This window comes from Bacillus sp. 0209A (assembly GCF_036765095.1).
GTDB lineage: Bacteria > Bacillota > Bacilli > Bacillales > Bacillaceae > Bacillus > Bacillus subtilis_G.
The window spans coordinates 1,063,689-1,083,891 of record NZ_JBAIZV010000001.1 but is presented as its reverse complement, the minus strand read 5'-3'; the positions used below and the strand labels follow the sequence as shown (position 1 = coordinate 1,083,891).

The following is a 20,203-nucleotide window of genomic DNA, read 5'->3' as shown; positions in this document are numbered from 1 at the left end:
CTAAAGGAGTTGTAAGCAGTGATTAAAGCGTTAATTTTTGATTTTGACGGGCTTATTCTCGATACAGAAACACACGAATATGAAGTCCTTCAGGAAATATTTGAGGAACATGGCTCGGTCCTTCCGCTATCCGTCTGGGGAAAGGTCATCGGAACAGCCGCGGGATTTCAGCCTTTTAAATATTTAGAAGAGCAGATCGGCCAAAAGCTGAACCATGAAGAGCTGACAAAACTGAGAAGAGAGCGGTTTACGAAACGCATGGAAACAGAAAAAGCGAGACCGGGTGTCGAAGCGTATTTGAATGCGGCAAAGGATTTAGGCTTAAAAGTAGGCCTTGCCTCCAGCTCTGACTATAAATGGGTGTCCGGCCATTTGAAGCAAATCGGCCTGTTTGATGATTTTGAGGTCATTCAAACGGCGGATGATGTGGAAGAGGTGAAGCCGAATCCCGAGCTGTATGTATTGGCGGCAAAGAACCTTGGGGTATCGCCATCTGAATGTCTGGCGTTCGAGGATTCTGTCAATGGTTCGATTGCTGCGAAAAGGGCGGGGATGAAGTGTGTCATTGTCCCGAATAAAGTGACTGGTACCTTGATGTTTGAAGACTATGATCACAGGCTTGAATCAATGGCGGAGATGGAGCTCGCCCTATTGCTTGATCAACTGAACGCACAACACTAAAAAGGAGCGAGTAGATTGTCTGAGAAATTAGATTTGAGCCGTTTTGAAAAGAAAATGGCCATTCGCAATATCGAAGAGAAAGATATCGACAAGATTATTGATCTTCAAAAGGACTGTTTTCCGGGGATGGACCCTTGGAAGCGGGAGCATTTAATCAGCCACTTGGAGCATTTTCCCGAAGGGCAGTTTTGTGCAGAATTCGAAGGTGAAATAATCGGTTCGTGCTCAAGCCTCCTGATTAATTTTGATGAATATGATGACCGCCATACGTGGCAGGACATTACAGATGACGGTTATATCACCAATCATAATCCTGATGGCTTGAATATGTACGGCATTGAGGTCATGGTTCATCCGGAATACAGAAGAATGAAGATCGGCCATCGTTTGTATGAGGCGAGAAAGGACTTGGCCAGACGTTTAAATCTGAAAAGCATTATCATAGGCGGACGGATTCCGAACTTTCACAAATATGCAGATGAAATGACGGCGAGAGAGTATGTTGAGCAGGTGACACGCCACCAAATTTACGATCCGGTCCTATCTTTTCAGCTGATGAATGGTTTTACCCTTATGCGGATTAACCCGAATTATCTCCCGGACGATACAGCTTCGATCAAGTATGCGACGTTGATGGAATGGAATAATGTCGATTATCTTCCTCAGCAGACAAAACGCTATTATAAATCGGCGTTTCCTGTGAGAATTTGTGTTATCCAATACGAAATGAAGAAAATTTATTCCTTTGAGGAATTTGCCAATCAAGTAGAATACTATGTCGATGTCGCTTCAGATGCGCGATCTGATTTTGCTGTGTTTCCGGAAATTTTTACAACCCAGCTGATGTCTTTCCTTGAGGAACGGTCACCGAGCTTGGCGGTTCAGAGAATTACCGAGTATACAGAAGATTACATCAGCTTATTTACTGATTTGGCTGTGAAGTATAATGTCAACATCATCGGCGGGTCGCATTTTGTCGAAGAGGAAGACAAGATTTACAATATCGCTTACTTGTTCAGACGGGACGGAACGATCGAGAAGCAATACAAACTTCATATTACGCCGAATGAACGCAAATGGTGGGGAATCAGCGCAGGAGACCAGGTTCGCGTGTTTGATACGGACTGCGGAAAAATCGCGATTCAGATCTGTTATGACATAGAATTTCCTGAGCTCGCCCGGATTGCGGCGGATAAAGGCGCAAAAATCATTTTTACGCCATTTTGTACAGAAGACCGCCAAGGATACTTGCGTGTCAGATACTGTTCGCAGGCAAGAGCGGTTGAAAATCAAATTTATACGGTCATCTCCGGGACGGTTGGAAACCTTCCGCAAACGGAAAATATGGATATCCAATACGCTCAGTCAGGCATCTTCGCACCATCCGATTTTGAATTCGCCAGAGACGGCATTGTCGGTGAAACAAATCCGAATATCGAAATGGTCGTCATCGGTGATGTTGATCTTGAAATTCTCAGAAGACAGCGCCAAAACGGTACGGTGCGCCAGCTAAAAGACAGACGGCGTGATATTTATCATATTCAATATAAAAAATAATCCCAAAACCCGCCTGAATTGGCGGGTTTTTTATCATAAGCGGAATTGAAACGGTTACGCGCTTGCTTTAAAATCTGTTACATTTTGAGGTTTCTACCCGACCGACTCAGGGTTATCCCATTTTAGTTAGAATATAGCTTTAATAGTTCTTGCACTGAAAAACGATTTGTATTGTTCACCTCAACAAAATATGTTAACTGCCATTTTTGTGTTTCGATAGCTTGTTTACTAGTGGGGGTTTCCCATCTAGGGTAAACTCTAATTGCCATTTTTCCTTTTGTAGTGGCTGTTTTAAGGATATTTTGTTTTACAAGAACTTCTTTTGGAAAAACGAATTGTCCAAAATTATTATTACTAGTAAACGTATTGATAACCAATAAATCAGTAGCCTTTTCATATGAAAAAGCTTGGTTTTTATTATCTTTATCTTTTTCCCAAAAAGTAACAAATTGACCTATCTTGTTAGATGTTATTTTTGCGACTCTAAATCTAACTGATTTTGAATGTAGTTGAAACACACCAGCCCCATAATCTGAATTTTGAGCTTCTTCTCGAATAGCAGTTATAGTTAAGTGATTTGGTTCATAAAACAATTTATTTACATATGTTAATGCCTTGTAAAATTCATTCACTGTTTTGTACTCCTTATTTTTGATACTACGTAATACAATGTTTTCTAGAATAGAATAGTCTAGTCATAAAATATCGTCAAAAACGTTCTTGTTTTATCACGTTTCTTATTCTAGTTATTCTGCTCCGTTAGTTAAATAAGAACTTAATAGCGAATTTTGATAAACGTAAATTGTAATATGTTTCTTTCAACACAAAAACAAATGAAGTCAAAAGAAGCTCTTTGATGTTATGTTTTGTACTTTTATTACTGCCTATCTACAGATACCATTATCAAGGTATTTAGTGCCACACCTTTAAAACGGTTGATCCAATGTTTTAGACGTGAGTGCAGTCCATTAACATTTGAATAAGTACAAACCTTTAATAACGTCTTACCATCATTAAATTTAATACGGTAATGTTCTATCACTTTTTCCTTTGCATAGTTTTATAGGCTCTCCAAGCATCTGTAACAAGAACACCTTGCCTGTTTTGCTTTGGATGCTGCATCCTCTTTCTTCTTGAGATAGAGGGTGTTTTATTCATTCCGCGGTTTATTGACTCGAACCCCGTCTGGCTTTATATTGAAGGCAGGGAAATCATCACCAAGACATCACATAAGAGAAGGTCTGTTTCAATTGAATTGGCACTTTAGTGAACGCTAATGAAATGGAGATGATGGGGATGGAAAACATTCAGCAACATCAGGGATTAAAGCAAAAAGATGAGCAATTTGTGTGGCATGCCATGAAGGGAGCGCATCAAGCGGACAGCCTGATTGCCCAAAAGGCCGAGGGGGCTTGGGTGACCGATATAGACGGACGCCGTTATTTGGACGCGATGTCAGGATTGTGGTGCGTCAATATAGGTTACGGCAGAACGGAGCTTGCTGAGGCTGCCTATGAGCAATTAAAGGAGCTTCCATATTACCCGTTAACGCAAAGTCACGCACCGGCAATTCAACTGGCGGAAAAGCTGAATGAATGGCTCGGCGGCGATTATGTCATCTTTTTTTCCAACAGCGGATCGGAAGCAAACGAAACTGCTTTTAAAATCGCCCGCCAGTACCATCTGCAAAACGGCGGCCACAGCCGTTATAAATTCATCTCGAGATACAGGGCATACCACGGCAATACATTGGGAGCGCTTTCGGCTACCGGGCAGGCGCAGCGGAAATATAAATACGAGCCTTTAAGCCAGGGGTTCCTGCATGCAGCCCCGCCAGATGTATACCGGAACCCGGAGGATGCCGACACGCTTGAAAGCGCAAATGAAATTGACCGCATCATGACATGGGAATTAAGCGAAACGATTGCCGGGGTCATCATGGAGCCTATCATAACAGGCGGGGGCATCCTAATGCCGCCGGACGGATATATGAAGAAGGTGGAGGATATTTGCCGCCGCCATGGCGCTCTTTTGATTTGCGATGAAGTCATTTGCGGGTTTGGACGGACAGGCGAGCCTTTCGGATTTATGCACTACGGCGTGAAGCCTGATATCATTACGATGGCAAAGGGAATCACAAGCGCGTATCTGCCATTGTCAGCGACTGCTGTTAAACGGGATATTTTCGAAGCGTATCAGGGGGAAGCGCCTTACGACCGTTTCCGTCACGTGAACACGTTCGGCGGAAGCCCGGCTGCCTGTGCAGTGGCGTTGAAAAACCTGCAAATTATGGAGGACGAACAGCTGACTCAGCGATCCCGCGACCTTGGGGCAAAGCTTTTGGGTGAGCTTCAGGTTTTGCGAGAACACCCGGCAGTCGGAGATGTAAGAGGAAAAGGGCTGCTGATCGGAATCGAGCTCGTCAAAGACCAATTGACAAAAGAGCCGGCAGATGCCGACAAAGTAAACCAAGTGGTTGCAGCGTGCAAAGAAAAAGGGCTGATCATCGGCAAAAACGGGGATACAGTCGCCGGCTACAACAACGTCATCCAGCTCGCGCCGCCATTTTGCCTGACAGAAGAGGACCTTTCCTTTATCGTGAAAACGGTGAAAGAAAGCTTTCAAACGATGTAATATAAAAGTGATTTATTAAAGGAGCACATGATGAGTTTTCACAATCAGCCGATTTTACCGGCTATACGAAATATGAAACAATTTGATGAGTTTTTGAACAGTTCATTTTCCTACGGTGTTATTCTTGATATTCATCTCGGCCAGCTGAAAGGCGTGATCAGAGAAGCGCAAAAGCACGGAAAGAACATGATGGTGCACGTCGATCTCATTCAAGGGATCAAGCATGACGAATACGGAGCAGAGTTTATTTGCCAGGACATCAAGCCTGCCGGGATTATTTCAACAAGGTCAAGCGTGATTGCCAAAGCGAAGCAGAAGAAAATTTATGCGATTCAGCGCCTCTTTCTGCTTGATACAAGCGCGATGGAGAAAAGCATGGAGTTTGTCGGCAAGCATAAACCTGACTTCATTGAAGTGCTGCCAGGCATCGTTCCGTCACTCATTCAAGAAATAAAAGAGAAAACGGGGATTCCTATCTTTGCCGGCGGTTTCATCCGTACGGAAGAGGATGTGGAACGGGCCTTGAAAGCGGGGGCTGTGGCCGTCACAACATCAAACACCAAATTATGGAAGAAATATGAAAACTTTTTGACAGAAAGTGATTGACACCGCTTACATCAACTGATACAATTGCACTAGGTTAATACATTGTGATGGAGAACTCGGAGACCACAGCAGCTCTTTACGGTACATGTCTATGCACCAGTAAAGCGGTTTGTTGTGGTTTTTTTATTCTCTTCTTCTCTATCATACTGTTAATCGTGACTTTAGGAGGAATGTGCTATGACAGCATTTTGGGGAGAAGTCATCGGTACGATGCTGCTGATCATTTTTGGGGCAGGTGTTTGTGCGGGTGTCAATTTAAAGAAATCGCTTTCATTCCAGTCTGGCTGGATTGTTATTGTATTCGGGTGGGGATTGGGTGTTGCCATGGCTGCATATGCGGTTGGCGGCATCAGCGGAGCCCATTTGAATCCGGCGCTAACGATAGCGCTTGCATTTGTTGGAGATTTTCCATGGAAAGAGGTTCCGGTTTATATTGCGGCGCAAATGATTGGAGCGATCATCGGTGCGGTGATAATCTATCTGCATTACCTTCCGCATTGGAAGTCAACGGAAGATCCCGCTGCCAAGCTGGGTGTTTTCTCAACAGGACCCAGCATTCCGCATACATTTTCAAACGTGTTAAGTGAAGTGATCGGGACATTTGTCCTTGTGCTTGGCATCTTATCCATTGGGGCAAATCAATTTACAGAAGGGCTTAATCCTTTAATCGTCGGTTTTCTCATTGTGGCGATCGGTATCTCTCTTGGAGGCACCACCGGCTATGCGATTAATCCGGCCCGCGACTTAGGTCCGCGGATTGCCCACGCTTTTCTTCCGATTCCGGGGAAGGGCCCATCAAACTGGAAGTACGCATGGATACCGGTAGTCGGTCCCATTTTAGGCGGATCGTTCGGCGGCGTATTTTACAACGCTGCATTTAAAGGGCATATCACAAGCAGTTTCTGGATTGTAAGCGTTATATTGGTTGTGTTATTGTTAGGACTCTATGGCTATACGAAAACACATTCAGCTAAAACATTATCAAATTCAAAATATATTTAATCAAAGGGGAGACATCTTATGGAAACATACATTTTATCCTTAGATCAAGGGACGACAAGTTCAAGAGCGATTCTCTTTAATAAAGAAGGCAAAATCGTTCACTCTGCTCAAAAGGAGTTTACACAATACTTCCCGCATCCAGGATGGGTTGAGCATAATGCGAATGAAATTTGGGGTTCTGTCCTCGCCGTTATCGCATCAGTGATTTCTGAATCAGGGATCAGCGCCTCTCAAATTGTCGGCATCGGTATTACGAACCAGCGCGAGACGGCGGTTGTGTGGGATAAGGATACAGGAAAGCCTGTCTATCATGCGATCGTTTGGCAGTCCAGACAGACGTCCGGCATTTGTGAGGAGCTTCGTGAAAAAGGACATAATGATGTATTTAGAGAAAAAACGGGGCTTTTAATCGATCCGTATTTCTCCGGCACGAAGGTAAAATGGATTTTAGACAATGTGGAAGGCGCGAGAGAAAAAGCGGAAAAAGGCGAGCTGCTGTTTGGAACGATTGATACATGGCTCATTTGGAAAATGTCCGGCGGGAAAGCGCATGTGACCGATTACTCCAATGCGTCCAGAACGCTGATGTTTAATATTTACGATTTGAAATGGGATGATGAACTGTTAGACATTCTGGACGTACCGAAATCCATGCTTCCTGAGGTGAAGCCGTCCTCCCATGTGTATGGGGAAACTGTTGATTATCACTTCTTCGGAAAAAATATCCCGATTGCGGGAGCGGCAGGCGACCAGCAGTCCGCACTGTTCGGCCAGGCGTGCTTTGAAGAAGGCATGGGGAAAAACACGTACGGCACAGGATGTTTCATGCTGATGAATACAGGGGAAAAAGCAATTAAGTCCGAACACGGGCTTTTGACGACAATCGCATGGGGCATCGACGGAAAAGTTGAATATGCTTTAGAAGGAAGTATTTTTGTCGCAGGCTCTGCCATCCAATGGCTCAGAGACGGATTGAGAATGTTCAAAGATTCCTCGCTAAGCGAATCTTACGCGGAGAAAGTGGATTCAACTGACGGCGTATATGTTGTTCCCGCATTTGTCGGCTTGGGAACGCCTTACTGGGACAGCGACGTGCGCGGTTCGGTTTTCGGCCTGACAAGAGGCACAACAAAAGAGCATTTTATCCGCGCGACACTGGAGGCATTGGCTTATCAGACAAAAGATGTGCTTGATGCAATGGAAGCTGATTCAAACATTTCATTAAAGACGCTTCGTGTAGACGGAGGCGCCGTGAAAAATAATTTCCTGATGCAGTTCCAAGGAGATCTTCTGAATGTGCCTGTGGAGCGTCCGGAAATTAATGAAACAACTGCGCTTGGCGCGGCCTATTTGGCAGGTATTGCTGTGGGATTCTGGAAGGACCGTTCTGAAATCGCGAACCAGTGGAATCTGGATAAACGGTTTGAACCTGATTTTGAAGAAGAAAAACGAAATGAGCTGTATACAGGCTGGCAAAAAGCCGTAAAAGCAGCTATGGCTTTTAAATAGAATAAGAGTATGATATAATGGTTACAAGTTAATAAGAACGGTCCTGAGATGAGGAGAGACCACAGCACCAAAGTGTAAGTATGCACTTTGGATGTTGTGGTCTCTTTTTCTATTTACACACCGTGACAACAAGGAGGAGCAATAATGAAACATCAATTTTCAAGTCTGGAAAGAGATCGCATGCTGACAGACATGACGAAAAAAACATACGATCTATTTATTATCGGCGGAGGAATTACAGGAGCGGGAACAGCTCTTGACGCGGCATCAAGGGGAATGAAGGTCGCGCTCAGTGAAATGCAGGATTTTGCGGCGGGAACATCAAGCCGATCAACGAAGCTTGTTCATGGAGGCTTGCGCTATTTAAAACAATTTGAAGTGAAAATGGTTGCCGAGGTAGGGAAAGAACGGGCGATTGTTTATGAAAACGGCCCGCACGTCACTACACCGGAATGGATGCTGCTTCCGTTTCATAAAGGCGGCACATTCGGTTCGTTTACAACATCCATCGGTTTAAGAGTTTATGACTTCTTAGCAGGCGTGAAAAAATCAGAACGAAGAAGCATGCTTTCAGCAAAGGAAACGCTGCAAAAAGAGCCATTGGTGAAAAAAGACGGCTTAAAAGGCGGCGGGTACTACGTGGAATACCGCACTGACGACGCGAGACTGACAATCGAAGTCATGAAGGAAGCGGTGAAATTCGGAGCAGAGCCTGTGAATTATTCGAAAGTGAAGGAGCTTCTTTACGAAAAAGGCAAAGCAGTCGGCGTATTAATTGAGGATATGCTGACAAAGAAAGAATATAAAGTGTACGCGAAAAAAATTGTCAATGCGACAGGCCCTTGGGTCGATCAGCTCAGAGAAAAAGATCATTCGAATAACGGAAAGCATTTGCAGCATACGAAAGGCATTCACCTTGTATTTGACCAGTCTGTTTTTCCGCTGAAACAGGCGGTATATTTCGATACGCCTGACGGCCGTATGGTATTTGCGATTCCTCGTGAAGGAAAAACATACGTGGGGACAACAGACACCGTTTACAAAGAGGCGCTGGAGCATCCACGAATGACAACGGAGGATCGCGATTACGTCATCAGTTCAATCAATTACATGTTCCCAGAGCTGAAAATCACAGTGAATGACATCGAATCCAGCTGGGCGGGGCTGCGACCGCTGATTCATGAAGAAGGCAAAGACCCTTCTGAAATTTCACGGAAAGACGAGATTTGGACATCTGACTCAGGCTTGATCACCATCGCCGGCGGAAAACTGACCGGATACAGAAAAATGGCGGAGCATATCGTCGATCTTGTGAATGATCGCTTAAAAGAAGAAGGCGAAAAGGATTTCGGGCCATGTAAAACGAAAAACATGCCAATCTCAGGGGGACACGTCGGCGGTTCGAAAAATCTCATATCCTTTGTCACCGCGAAAACGAAAGAAGGAATCGCAGCCGGCTTATCAGAAAAAGACGCAAAACAGCTGGCGATCAGATACGGCTCCAACGTAGAGCGAGTTTTTAACCGAGTGGAAGCGCTGAAAGATGAGGCTGCGAAACGCCACATTCCGGTTCATATTCTTGCTGAGGCAGAATACAGTATAGAAGAAGAGTTGGCCGCAACACCTGCTGACTTCTTTGTCCGCAGAACTGGACGTTTATTTTTTGATATCAATTGGGTAAAAACATATAAAGATGCCGTTATTGATTTTATGAGCGAGCGATTCCAATGGAATGAGCAGACGAAAAACAAACATACTGAAAATCTCAACAAGCTTTTACACGATGCGGTTGTGCCGCTCGAACGATAAATCATAACGGGCTGTCTCTCAGCCCGTTATTTCTTTTTACGGGCCGAAAGCGCCGGATCCAAGGATTTCAAGTGACAGAAGCACTCGCTTCATATTAAAATAACGGCATAAGCTAATACATAGGAGGACGAATATGACTTGGAGAAAAAGTTATGAACGCTGGAAACAGACAGAACATTTAGATCCGGAACTAAAAGAACGCCTTACTGAATTAGAGGGGAATGAACAGGCTCTTGAAGACTGTTTCTATAAAAACCTTGAATTCGGCACTGGCGGTATGCGCGGAGAAATCGGCGCTGGGACGAATCGGATGAATATTTACACGGTGCGCAAAGCATCAGCCGGGTTTGCGGCATACATCTCAGAGCAAGGTGAGGAAGCGAAAAAACGGGGCGTTGTCATTGCTTATGATTCCCGCCATAAATCGCCGGAGTTCGCGATGGAAGCGGCAAAAACACTTGCGACACAAGGCATCCAATCATACGTATTTGATGAGCTTCGCCCGACACCGGAGCTGTCATTCGCTGTCAGACAGCTGAACGCCTACGGGGGAATTGTGGTGACGGCAAGCCATAACCCGCCTGAATATAACGGCTACAAAGTATACGGAGATGACGGCGGCCAGCTGCCTCCAAAGGAAGCGGACATCGTCATTGAGCAGGTAAACGCGATTGAAAATGAACTGACGATCACAGTCGACACTGAAGATACATTAAAAGAAAAAGGCTTAATTAAGATCATCGGTGAAGATATTGATAAAGCCTATACAGAAAAACTGACGTCCATTTCCGTCCATCCTGAATTACCCGAAGAAGTTGATGTAAATGTTGTTTTTACACCGCTGCATGGAACGGCCAATAAGCCGGTCAGACGCGGTCTTGAAGCACTCGGCTACAATAATGTAGCGGTTGTCAAAGAACAGGAGCTGCCCGATGCAGACTTCTCTACTGTTCCCTCTCCAAACCCGGAAGAGCATGCGGCTTTCGAATATGCCATTAAACTCGGGGAAGAGCGGAACGCAGATATTCTCATCGCAACAGACCCTGACGCTGACCGTCTTGGCATAGCGGTGAAAAACGAACAAGGTAAATATACAGTGCTTACAGGAAACCAAACCGGTGCGTTGCTGCTTCATTACCTGCTTTCTGAAAAGAAAAAACAAGGCATCCTGCCTGAAAACGGTGTTGTTCTCAAAACAATTGTCACAAGTGAAATCGGGCGTGCTGTCGCTTCTTCGTTCGGTCTTGATACGATTGATACGCTCACAGGCTTCAAGTTTATCGGTGAAAAGATTAAGGAATACGAGGCGACAGGCCAGTACACCTTCCAATTCGGTTATGAAGAGAGCTACGGTTACTTAATCGGGGATTTTGCCCGCGACAAGGATGCCATTCAGGCGGCGCTCTTGGCAGTTGAGGTTTGCGCGTTCTATAAAAAACAAGGAATATCATTGTATGAAGCGCTCATTAATCTCTTTAACGAATACGGTTTTTATCGTGAAGGGCTGAAATCCCTGACGCTGAAAGGAAAACAGGGAGCAGAACAGATTGAAGCGATTTTGGCTTCCTTCAGACAAAATCCGCCGCAAAAAATGGCTGGCAAACAGGTTGTGACAGCCGAAGATTACGCAGTAAGCAAACGGATGCTTCTGACGGAAAACAAAGAAGAAGCGATCGGCTTGCCAACATCAAATGTACTGAAATACTTCTTGGAAGACGGGTCTTGGTTCTGCCTTCGTCCTTCCGGAACCGAGCCGAAGGTCAAATTCTATTTCGCCGTAAAAGGAACATCTTTAGAAGACAGTGAAAAGCTTCTTGCCGCGCTTTCTGACGATGTAATGAAGACGGTAGACGAAATTGTAGAGGCTACAGCTAAATAGTTCAAGAAAAGCTGGGTCATTTATGTGATCCGGCTTTTTTTCTCATCCAAAAGTCTGAAAGAAAATCATCCCTCAAGCGAAGTAATGAATGACATAAAACTGGTATAATCTTAGATAACAGGAGATGAATGCCGGAGTGAGTGACGTGAGCAAAACGAGGATGGAAAAATTAAAAACGCTGAAAACGATTGCGGAAACCTTAAATCAAGGACACGATGTCAAAGCAACACTGGATGAGGTGTTAAAAGAATTGCTGAGTGTAACGAACCTTCAATCGGGATGGATTTTTCTAATCGAAGAAGACGGCTCCTATACGTTAGCGGCCGACGCCTATCTGCCCCCCGCTTTAAGCCGCAAGGAAAAAGTGCTGATGTGCGAAGGAGAGTGCTACTGCCTGACGAAATTCAATAACGGAGGGCTTAGAAGGGCGGCTAATATCATGAACTGCAAACGCATAGAGTCGGCCGAAGAGCTGCACTGTTTTGACACAGAAGGGATTACGCATCATGCAACTGTGCCTTTAGAAGACGGAGACAGGAGATTCGGATTGTTAAATGTAGCCGCGGCCGGAAAAACCATGTTTGATGAGGGGGAGCTGCATTTACTCGAGTCTGTCGCCTTTCAGATCGGAACCGCGATCCAGCGCATGAATCTTTCTGAATATAAACAAAAAAATGCGCTATTAATGGAGCGCAACCGCCTCGCTCAGGAGCTCCATGATTCTGTCAATCAAATGCTGTTTTCCGTTAGTTTAACAGCCAGAGCGGCAAAGACACTCACAAAAGATGAGAATTTGCAGCAGATGATTGATTTCATTCAAAACTTATCACAGGACGCGCTCGCAGAAATGAAAGCGTTAATTTGGCAGCTTCGCCCCGGAGGGTTGGAAAAAGGGCTGTCTGAAGCCATTAAAAGCTATGGCGCGCTCATCGGATTGAATGTCATTTTCACACAAAAAGGCTGTCAGGTTCTTACTGATGAGCAGGAGCATATGCTGTGGCGTGTCGTACAGGAAGCTTTAAATAACTGCAAAAAGCATGCCGGAACTGGTACGGCGTATGTCAGTCTGACTGCTTCTTCATGCCATGCGGAGCTGGATATAATCGATCATGGGGCAGGGTTTCGCTATGAAGCGCATGCCGGTCTGCCTTCACTTGGCATCAAGGGTATGAAAGAACGGGCGGAAAAAGCCGGCGCGGAGTTTTTGATTGAGTCAGAGCTTGGAGCGGGGACAAAGGTGTCCGTCAAGCTTCCGCTAGCCAATCAGAAAGGAAGGACAATGCAATGAAAATTGTAATAGCGGATGATCACCATGTTGTCAGAAAGGGGCTTCGTTTTTTCTTTGCCACCCAAGATGATATTGAAGTTGCCGGAGAGGCCGCAACCGGAACAGAAGCTCTTCGTATCATCGGAGAAACAAAGCCCGACCTTGTGCTGATGGATCTGTCTATGCCCGAGATGGACGGAATACAAGCCATAAAAAAAGCAGTTCAGCAATTTCCAGGGGTCAAAATCATTGTGCTGACGAGCTATTCCGATCAAGATCACGTCATCCCCGCGCTTCAGGAAGGAGCGAAGGCGTATCAATTAAAGGATACGGAGCCCGAGGAATTGGTGAAAACACTTAGACAAGTGCATGGTGGAGAATACAAGCTTTCTTCAGCTATTATGCCCCATGTGCTAACACATATGAGAAATCAGCGCGATCCGGAAAAAGAAAAATTTTATCAATTAACACGAAGAGAAAAGGACGTTCTGAACGAAATTGCGAACGGAAAAAGCAATAAAGAAATCGCGGCGGCCTTGTTTATTTCAGAAAAAACAGTGAAAACCCATGTGTCGAATCTTTTAGCAAAACTTGAAGTGGCCGACCGCACGCAAGCAGCGCTTTTCGCAGTAAAATATAACCTGAATGGAGAGATCGCGACATGAACATGTTAGTTATAAATGGCACGCCCAGAAAACATGGCAGAACAAGAATTGCCGCATCCTGCATTTCAGCGCTGTATCACACGGATTTGATTGATCTAAGCGAGTTTATCTTGCCGATTTTTAACGGTGAAGCAGAGCAATCAGAACTTTTGCAGGTACAGGAGCTTAAGCAGCGCGTCACTAAAGCGGATGCGATTGTCTTATTATCGCCTGAATATCACAGCGGGATGAGCGGCGCTTTAAAAAATGCTCTGGATTTTCTAAGCAGCGAACAATTTAAATATAAGCCCGTTGCATTATTGGCAGTGGCGGGAGGCGGAAAAGGCGGCATCAACGCGCTGAACAATATGAGAACTGTGATGCGGGGTGTCTACGCCAATGTGATTCCGAAACAGCTTGTACTTGATCCAGTGCACATTGATATTGAAAAGGCTGCAGTTACGGAACCTATAAAGATCAGCATAAAAGAGCTTGTCGAAGAACTCACTATGTTTGCAAAAGCAGGAAATCCCGGCGTCTGAACGCCGGGATTTGTTTATGTGAGCAGGGCTAATTGATCTTCGTAAGTCAGCTCTGTGGCATGATCAATATAACGGAGAAGGGAATACAGCATCTTTTCAAGAACAGCGTAATCCTGTTCAAAATGATACGCGTGCAGAAAATGCTCGATTCGTTTTGATAACAAATCATCCTCTGTACGCACCATTAAAATTAATAAATTATCCCATTGGGAACGGTGGGTGTAATACAGCGCTTTATCGTAATCGGCATAATCCATGAATCGCTTCTCCTTTCTTGTGTGAGAAGTTCATGATTAGTTTATGCCGCATCCTATGTAATTGACGTTGCAAAACTTGGCGTCTGCGGCAGTACAGGGTAGCAATATGAGGGAGACATAAAATCAAAATGACTGAATGAAGCCATCGCTTTTGGAAAACCTATGAGAGAACAAATCTGGGTACAGGAGACTGAAAATATGAAATCTCTGCCGTATTCAATTGCGCTTCTTTTTTGCGGATTGATCATTGTGTCAATGGCTGCAAAAGGGCATTCAGCGGACACAAACGAGTCTGTTCAAAAGTGGGAACAGCTCGCCTGGAGCAGAATTCAGGATGAATATAAGGGCGCTTCATTTTCTGATTACGCTTATATGGGGCGGACCGAGGTGAATGATCAGCAGACAAAAGATGTCTTTCGTGTGACGGTCAGACAGAATGACGACACCTTTTCTGTTCGGGCCGAAGTCTATTTTCATCCGGTGACAAAACATATGATCAGCATTAACGTTTTTCGGCTCTAATCAAAAAACTGTACAGCCGCCAAGGCCATACAGTTTCTGTTTTAGAAATATCGTTTTGCACCGAGATAGCGCTGTTTCCAGTAAGAGTTGTTCATACTGGATATGACAACTCCGGAATCATTGGCATTAATGAATTCCCCGTTTCCGAGATAAATCCCGATATGAGAAGGGCCGGCTTTATATGTTGAAAAGAACACGAAGTCTCCGACAGCAGGCTGGCTGACAGGTTTCATTGTGTTCCAATATCCGGCTGCCGTTAATCTTGATACGGATGTGACTTTGTTTAGCGCATAGTACATGAAACCGCTGCAGTCAAATCCGGCCGGTGTCGTGCCTCCCCAGCGATACGGAACGCCAAGCTGTTCTTTAGCGGCGGCAATCATCGTATTAATCTTCGCGCTTGTTGAGCTGGACGTGCTTGAAGAACCGGATGAGGAAGAGTGGGAAGCTTTTCCGGTAATGACCAATTTTTGGCCAACCTGCAAGACATCCGTTCTCAAATTGTTTTTCTCCCGAATCTGCTGAGCTGTTACATTGAACTTCTGAGCAATCACCCACAAGGAATCGCCGCTTTTCACCGTGTATGTAGTCGTCGATGTGCCAGAGCTTGCATTTGACTTAGAAGACGATGACGGTGAGGAAGTGCCTGAAGATGCTTTACCTGTCAGCTTCAGCACTTGTCCGACGTATATCACATCTGATTTCAGGCTATTGCTGTTTCGGATTTGCTGTACGGTCACGTTATAGCTGTTTGCGATTTTCCAAAGTGAATCTCCGCTTTTTACAGTGTATTTCGATGTTGCCGACGTTTGGTTTGAATGAGATGAAGTGTCTTTGGAAGACGTATTAGAACCGCTTGATTTTGTTTTCAACACTTGATTCACATAAATGGTATCTGATTTTAAGTGGTTCAAGACCTTTAATTCGGCGACGGACATGTTGACTTTGTTTGCGATTTTCCAAAGCGAATCGCCAAGCTGCACCTTGTATGTTCCGGCAGAAGATGAAGAGCTAGAGCTCTTTTTGGAACTGCTTTTTGTATTAGAACTAGAGCTGGAACTGGAACTTGAGCTTGAAGAAACCGTGCCGGACACCTTTAATTTCTGCCCTGCACGAATCATATCGCTGCTGAGTCCGTTTAACTTTTTCAGTTCCTGCACCGTCATTTTATACTCAGTTGCGATCAGCCAAAGTGAATCGCCGCTTTTCACTGTGTAAACAGAACTTCCGCTCTTTTTGGTTGTTGAGCTTGAAGTAGATGAAGTTCCGGACTTGCTGCCTGGAATGGTAAGCGTCTGGCCGATCGACAGAACGGTAGTCGAAAGATGGTTGGTGGATGTGATGGCCGCCACGCTTGTATTGTAGTTTTGGGCCAGTTTCCATAAAGAATCTCCGCTTTTGACCTTAATCGTAGCTGCTTCAGCTGGTGTGACTGCTAGAGTTGTACTGACAATCGCAGAAGCTGTCAGCCCTGCTGCTAATTTCTTTTTCATCTGAGCTCTCCTTTTTCCCCCAATGATTTGAATTTACTGTTTCTTTTTTATATCGGCAGCTTCGTCTCATCGTTTTGCCTTTTTTTAAAAACAGCCCAATTTTCTTAACAAAAAGGGGGAAAAAGGGCATAAAAAAAGAAGGAATCTTTATCTATTCCTTCATTTTTAAAAGCTTCATGATATCTTCTTTGTTTTTGACAAGGTCGCGCAGTGTGTATTTGTCTAAAACCGCAAGATAGGCCATTAGCGCTTCATTAAGCACATGCTTCAAGCCGCACACCGGGGAAATGATGCAAAGATTTTTATTCACATCAAAACACTCAACAATATTAAAATCGTCTTCCGTTTTTCTGACAACCTCACCGATGTTGATGTCTTCAGGTTCCATGCCTAAGCGTATGCCGCCGCCTCGTCCGCGTATCGTTTCTACGTATCCGAGCTGGCCGAGCCTGTATATGACTTTCATGAGATGGTTTTTTGAAATAGAATACGTTTCGGCAATCTGTTTTATGTTTGAAAGTTCTCCAGGACGTTCTGCAGCCAGAAAAATCAGCACTCTTAATGAATAATCAGTATAATTTGTTAATTTCATAATAAGACCTCGGAAAAAGAGATTTTCTATATCTTATCATAATCGATTGAAAAATGAAAAAAAAGGAATTTTTAAAAAACGTGCGCCCAGTAGGGTGCACGTTTTTTGTTTACATGTTATTCGGCGGATTTTGGTTTTTACGGTTTTTATCGATTTCGGTGTTTTGCATTTTGCGTTCAAATGCAGACAGATAACGTGATGCAAAATCCTTTCCGCCAAGGCCGAAGGATAAACCGAAAGCGAGTGCGAAGCCGCTAAGCACGATGATGAACGCGGAATTGACGATCGTTTCAGCAACACCAAGCTGATCCAGGGCCATAAAGAGAGCAAGTGCGATAATCGTATATTTGGCAATCGCCGCCAAAGACTTGAATTCTTGGCCTTTAATGATGCTAGAAAGCACTTTTCGAACCAATTCTCCAGCGTAAAGACCGATTCCGAGAATGAATACGGCGACAAGGGCATTCGGCAGATACGCGATAATGCCAGTCGCAATCTCTACGAGGAAGTGCATCTGAACAATTTGCAGCGCCTCGGCTGTGAACAGCAGAATGACAATGACTTGCGCGATCATGCCGACAACTTGAGATAGGGACAGCTTTGCAGGTGTTCCTGTTTCCATCCCCATTTTTCCTAACACAGAATCAAAGCCTGCGCGATGGAGCAGTCGGGACACCATGTTGTTCACCCATTTTCCTGTCCATATACCGGCTATAACAAGCACGATGGCAATGATGATGTTCGGAAGCATATTTAAAATAGTATTCAGCATAGAGACAGCCGGTTTCGAAATGCCGGTGACATCCAGCTGATCAAGTGCTGAAATGACAACCGGTATTAAAATCAGCACATAAGCGATTGTTCCGATGACTGCAGAAAGGCTTGTATCTTTTAAGTAAACTGATAAACCCATACGTGCGGCGAATCTTTCCGTGCCGATGCTTGCAAGGAAATTTGTTATGATATCACGTACAAGACGGGCAACAAGCCAGCCGATTAAAACGATAAGTGCGGCAGCAAATAATTTCGGCAGAAAAGCGAGCACGCTTTCCATCATATTTGTAAACGGACCCGAAATGCCGCTGATGTTCAAAGAAGATAAGACCCCCGGCAGGAAAACAAGCAGCACGAGATAAAAGACAACTTGTGAAGCGGCATTAACTGCCTGATGAATATCTTTTCCTTCAGACACAACATTCCACTTGCGCAGCTTGTCACTTGTGTTCAGCTTCATCCCGATTTTTTTGACAAGGAAGCTCAAAACAGAGGCTGCAGCCCATCCTAACAGCAGAATGAGCCCGGCCTTCAGCACGCTCGGGATAGCCGCGGTAATGGCGGAAAGCATGCTGACAAACGGTGATGCCACTGTTGTCAGGTGCAAAATGTTAAAGAATAAAATAAAGACGATAATCAATGCGATAAAATAAACGACCTTGCTTATGACTTTTTCCGAGGAATAGCGTGATGGCTTTTTCCCAGCAAACAGCTTATCGTCAATTTTTGTTTTTCTGAGCCCTTTGTATACCGCTTTTTCAATGATTTTAGCGATAGCCCATCCGATTAATAAGACGAGTAAAGCAATGATTAAGTTTGGCAGCTTACTGAGATAAGAAGAAAGCATGTCTGCTGCATTCAATTGGTATCGCTCCTTTTTTTCATAATATGGTGTGTTTTTACCCACTGGCACAATCGGCAAACAGATGAATGTGCCGGGTGAATTTTTTTCTTGCCCAAGTGCGGCTATCATCTTTTGTCAGGCGGGCTCATACATTATAGATAAGTCCAAGTAGGGGGGATTCGGTTGAACGCGGAGGAGAAGAAGGGATTACAGCGGGCAATTGAGGAGATTACCGAAATTGCAAAAGGATTCGGCCTTGATTTCTACCCGATGAGATATGAAATCTGCCCGGCTGAAATTATTTATACATTCGGCGCGTACGGGATGCCGACAAGATTCAGCCACTGGAGCTTCGGCAAGCAGTTTCACAAAATGAAGCTGCATTACGATCTTGGTTTAAGCAAGATTTATGAGCTGGTCATTAACTCGGATCCATGCTACGCTTTTTTGCTGGACAGCAACTCACTGATCCAAAATAAATTGATTGTCGCTCACGTTCTCGCCCATTGTGATTTCTTCAAAAATAACTGCCGTTTCCAAAACACGAAGCGCGATATGGTGGAAAGCATGGCGGCAACAGCCGAGCGGATTAAGTACTATGAACAGGTTCACGGGATAAAGGAAGTAGAGGCTTTTTTAGACGCGATCCTATCGATTCAGGAGCATATCGATCCTTCTTTGGTCCGTCCGAAGCTCCTATGGAGTGTGGATGATGAGGAAGATGAAATGGAAGAGGCAGCGACGCCGTACGATGATTTATGGTCTTTGGATGAAAAGAAACCGAAAAAACACGTGAAAAAATCGAAAAAACCTTTCCCGCCGCGGCCGGAAAAAGATATTCTGCTATTTATCGAGGAGCATTCACGTGAGCTGGAGCCGTGGCAGCGTGATATTTTAACGATGATGAGAGAGGAAATGCTTTATTTCTGGCCTCAGCTGGAAACAAAGATTATGAATGAGGGCTGGGCTTCCTATTGGCACCAGCGAATTATACGCGAGCTTGATTTAACCTCTGATGAAGCGGTCGAGTTCGCCAAGCTGAATGCTGGTGTCGTCCAGCCGTCCAAAACAGGCATCAATCCTTATTATTTAGGGCTGAAAATATTTGAAAACATTGAGGAGCGGTACAATAATCCGACGGATGAAATGAAGAAAGTGGGCGTACAGGCTGACTCGGGCCGGGAGAAAATGTTTGAGGTCAGGGAAATTGAATCCGATATCTCTTTCATCCGCAACTATTTAACAAAAGACTTAGTGATGCGCGAGGATCTTTATTTGTTTCAAAAACAGGGCAGAGATTATAAAATCGTCGATAAAGCGTGGAAGTCGGTGCGCGACCAGCTCGTAAGCATGCGGGTAAACGGCGGGTTTCCGTATTTGACAGTAAACGACGGCGATTATATGAAAAATAACGAGCTCTATATTAAGCATTGGTATGAGGGCATAGAGCTGGATTTGAAATATTTAGAGAAAGTGCTCCCTTACTTATTCCAGCTATGGGGAAGAAGCGTGCACATCGAGTCTGTGCTTGAGGATAAGGAAGTCATGTTTTCGTACGATGGAAAAGGTGTTCACCGCAGATATCTATAAA

Annotated in this window: 18 protein-coding genes and 1 pseudogene; 13 read left to right on the top strand and 6 right to left on the bottom strand. The window is 44.6% G+C overall.

Annotated elements, in window-relative coordinates; all coding sequences use genetic code 11:
- The first annotated feature begins 18 nt into the window (after nucleotides 1–18).
- Both V6D44_RS04910 and V6D44_RS04905 read left to right on the top strand, forming a co-directional pair.
- Nucleotides 19–681, top strand: a complete 663-nt coding sequence (locus V6D44_RS04910) for an HAD family hydrolase (RefSeq protein WP_202328523.1) — start codon at nucleotides 19–21, stop codon at nucleotides 679–681.
- Between the two features lie 15 nt (nucleotides 682–696).
- Entirely contained in the window at nucleotides 697–2,238 is a 1,542-nt protein-coding gene (locus V6D44_RS04905; protein WP_148964392.1) for a bifunctional GNAT family N-acetyltransferase/carbon-nitrogen hydrolase family protein, read from the top strand.
- A 122-nt stretch (nucleotides 2,239–2,360) separates the two neighbouring features.
- On the opposite strand, the gene V6D44_RS04900 is transcribed toward V6D44_RS04905, so the two are convergent.
- Nucleotides 2,361–2,870, bottom strand: a complete 510-nt coding sequence (locus tag V6D44_RS04900; RefSeq protein WP_202328522.1) for a MepB family protein — start codon at nucleotides 2,868–2,870, stop codon at nucleotides 2,361–2,363.
- 127 nt (nucleotides 2,871–2,997) lie between these two features.
- Nucleotides 2,998–3,348, bottom strand: a pseudogene (locus V6D44_RS04895) (IS1595 family transposase); the annotation flags it as partial.
- 171 nt (nucleotides 3,349–3,519) lie between these two features.
- Here V6D44_RS04895 and V6D44_RS04890 point away from each other — a divergent pair.
- The 9 genes from V6D44_RS04890 to V6D44_RS04850 all read left to right on the top strand — a co-directional run bounded on the left by V6D44_RS04890 (nucleotide 3,520) and on the right by V6D44_RS04850 (nucleotide 14,130).
- Nucleotides 3,520–4,872, top strand: a complete 1,353-nt coding sequence (locus V6D44_RS04890) for an aspartate aminotransferase family protein (RefSeq protein WP_289349047.1) — start codon at nucleotides 3,520–3,522, stop codon at nucleotides 4,870–4,872.
- Between the two features lie 27 nt (nucleotides 4,873–4,899).
- Nucleotides 4,900–5,478, top strand: coding sequence for a glycerol uptake operon antiterminator GlpP (gene glpP, locus V6D44_RS04885; RefSeq protein ID WP_087991178.1), 579 nt, complete (start codon nucleotides 4,900–4,902; stop codon nucleotides 5,476–5,478).
- A gap of 177 nt (nucleotides 5,479–5,655) precedes the next feature.
- Nucleotides 5,656–6,480, top strand: a complete 825-nt coding sequence (gene glpF / locus V6D44_RS04880; protein WP_087991179.1) for a glycerol uptake facilitator protein GlpF — start codon at nucleotides 5,656–5,658, stop codon at nucleotides 6,478–6,480.
- 18 nt (nucleotides 6,481–6,498) lie between these two features.
- Nucleotides 6,499–7,989 (top strand): glycerol kinase GlpK, encoded by a 1,491-nt coding sequence (gene glpK / locus V6D44_RS04875; protein WP_333516295.1) that lies wholly within the window; start codon nucleotides 6,499–6,501, stop codon nucleotides 7,987–7,989.
- A gap of 141 nt (nucleotides 7,990–8,130) precedes the next feature.
- Complete coding sequence (gene glpD / locus V6D44_RS04870) at nucleotides 8,131–9,798, top strand: glycerol-3-phosphate dehydrogenase (RefSeq protein ID WP_087991181.1); 1,668 nt, start codon at nucleotides 8,131–8,133, stop codon at nucleotides 9,796–9,798.
- Between the two features lie 133 nt (nucleotides 9,799–9,931).
- On the top strand, nucleotides 9,932–11,677 hold the full coding sequence (pgcA, locus tag V6D44_RS04865) for a phosphoglucomutase (RefSeq protein ID WP_087991182.1): 1,746 nt from the start codon (nucleotides 9,932–9,934) through the stop codon (nucleotides 11,675–11,677).
- Nucleotides 11,678–11,822: 145 nt separating this feature from the next.
- Nucleotides 11,823–12,965 (top strand): GAF domain-containing sensor histidine kinase, encoded by a 1,143-nt coding sequence (locus V6D44_RS04860; RefSeq protein ID WP_202328520.1) that lies wholly within the window; start codon nucleotides 11,823–11,825, stop codon nucleotides 12,963–12,965.
- Entirely contained in the window at nucleotides 12,962–13,609 is a 648-nt protein-coding gene (locus V6D44_RS04855) for a response regulator (protein WP_253268967.1), read from the top strand. Before V6D44_RS04860 ends, V6D44_RS04855 begins: the two co-directional genes overlap by 4 nt.
- Entirely contained in the window at nucleotides 13,606–14,130 is a 525-nt protein-coding gene (locus V6D44_RS04850; protein ID WP_087991184.1) for an NADPH-dependent FMN reductase, read from the top strand. Before V6D44_RS04855 ends, V6D44_RS04850 begins: the two co-directional genes overlap by 4 nt.
- 14 nt (nucleotides 14,131–14,144) lie before the next feature.
- Here V6D44_RS04850 and V6D44_RS04845 read toward each other — a convergent pair whose 3' ends face one another.
- Nucleotides 14,145–14,387, bottom strand: coding sequence for a YhdB family protein (locus V6D44_RS04845; RefSeq protein WP_003224139.1), 243 nt, complete (start codon nucleotides 14,385–14,387; stop codon nucleotides 14,145–14,147).
- 198 nt (nucleotides 14,388–14,585) lie between these two features.
- Here V6D44_RS04845 and V6D44_RS04840 point away from each other — a divergent pair, with 198 nt between their 5' ends.
- Nucleotides 14,586–14,909: a YqzG/YhdC family protein gene (locus V6D44_RS04840; RefSeq protein WP_253268968.1), complete on the top strand. Its 324-nt coding sequence runs from the start codon at nucleotides 14,586–14,588 to the stop codon at nucleotides 14,907–14,909.
- Nucleotides 14,910–14,950: 41 nt separating this feature from the next.
- Here the strand turns inward: V6D44_RS04840 and V6D44_RS04835 are convergent, their stop codons facing one another.
- From V6D44_RS04835 to V6D44_RS04825, 3 genes are all read right to left on the bottom strand, one after another.
- Nucleotides 14,951–16,402, bottom strand: coding sequence for a C40 family peptidase (locus V6D44_RS04835; protein ID WP_253268969.1), 1,452 nt, complete (start codon nucleotides 16,400–16,402; stop codon nucleotides 14,951–14,953).
- A gap of 151 nt (nucleotides 16,403–16,553) precedes the next feature.
- On the bottom strand, nucleotides 16,554–16,994 hold the full coding sequence (gene nsrR / locus V6D44_RS04830) for a nitric oxide-sensing transcriptional repressor NsrR (RefSeq protein WP_202328517.1): 441 nt from the start codon (nucleotides 16,992–16,994) through the stop codon (nucleotides 16,554–16,556).
- Nucleotides 16,995–17,103: 109 nt separating this feature from the next.
- Nucleotides 17,104–18,630, bottom strand: a complete 1,527-nt coding sequence (locus V6D44_RS04825) for a mechanosensitive ion channel (RefSeq protein ID WP_202328516.1) — start codon at nucleotides 18,628–18,630, stop codon at nucleotides 17,104–17,106.
- A 165-nt stretch (nucleotides 18,631–18,795) separates the two neighbouring features.
- On the opposite strand from V6D44_RS04825, the gene spoVR reads away from it, so the two are divergent.
- Entirely contained in the window at nucleotides 18,796–20,202 is a 1,407-nt protein-coding gene (spoVR, locus tag V6D44_RS04820) for a stage V sporulation protein SpoVR (RefSeq protein ID WP_087991189.1), read from the top strand.
- The last annotated feature ends 1 nt before the right edge of the window (nucleotide 20,203 follow it).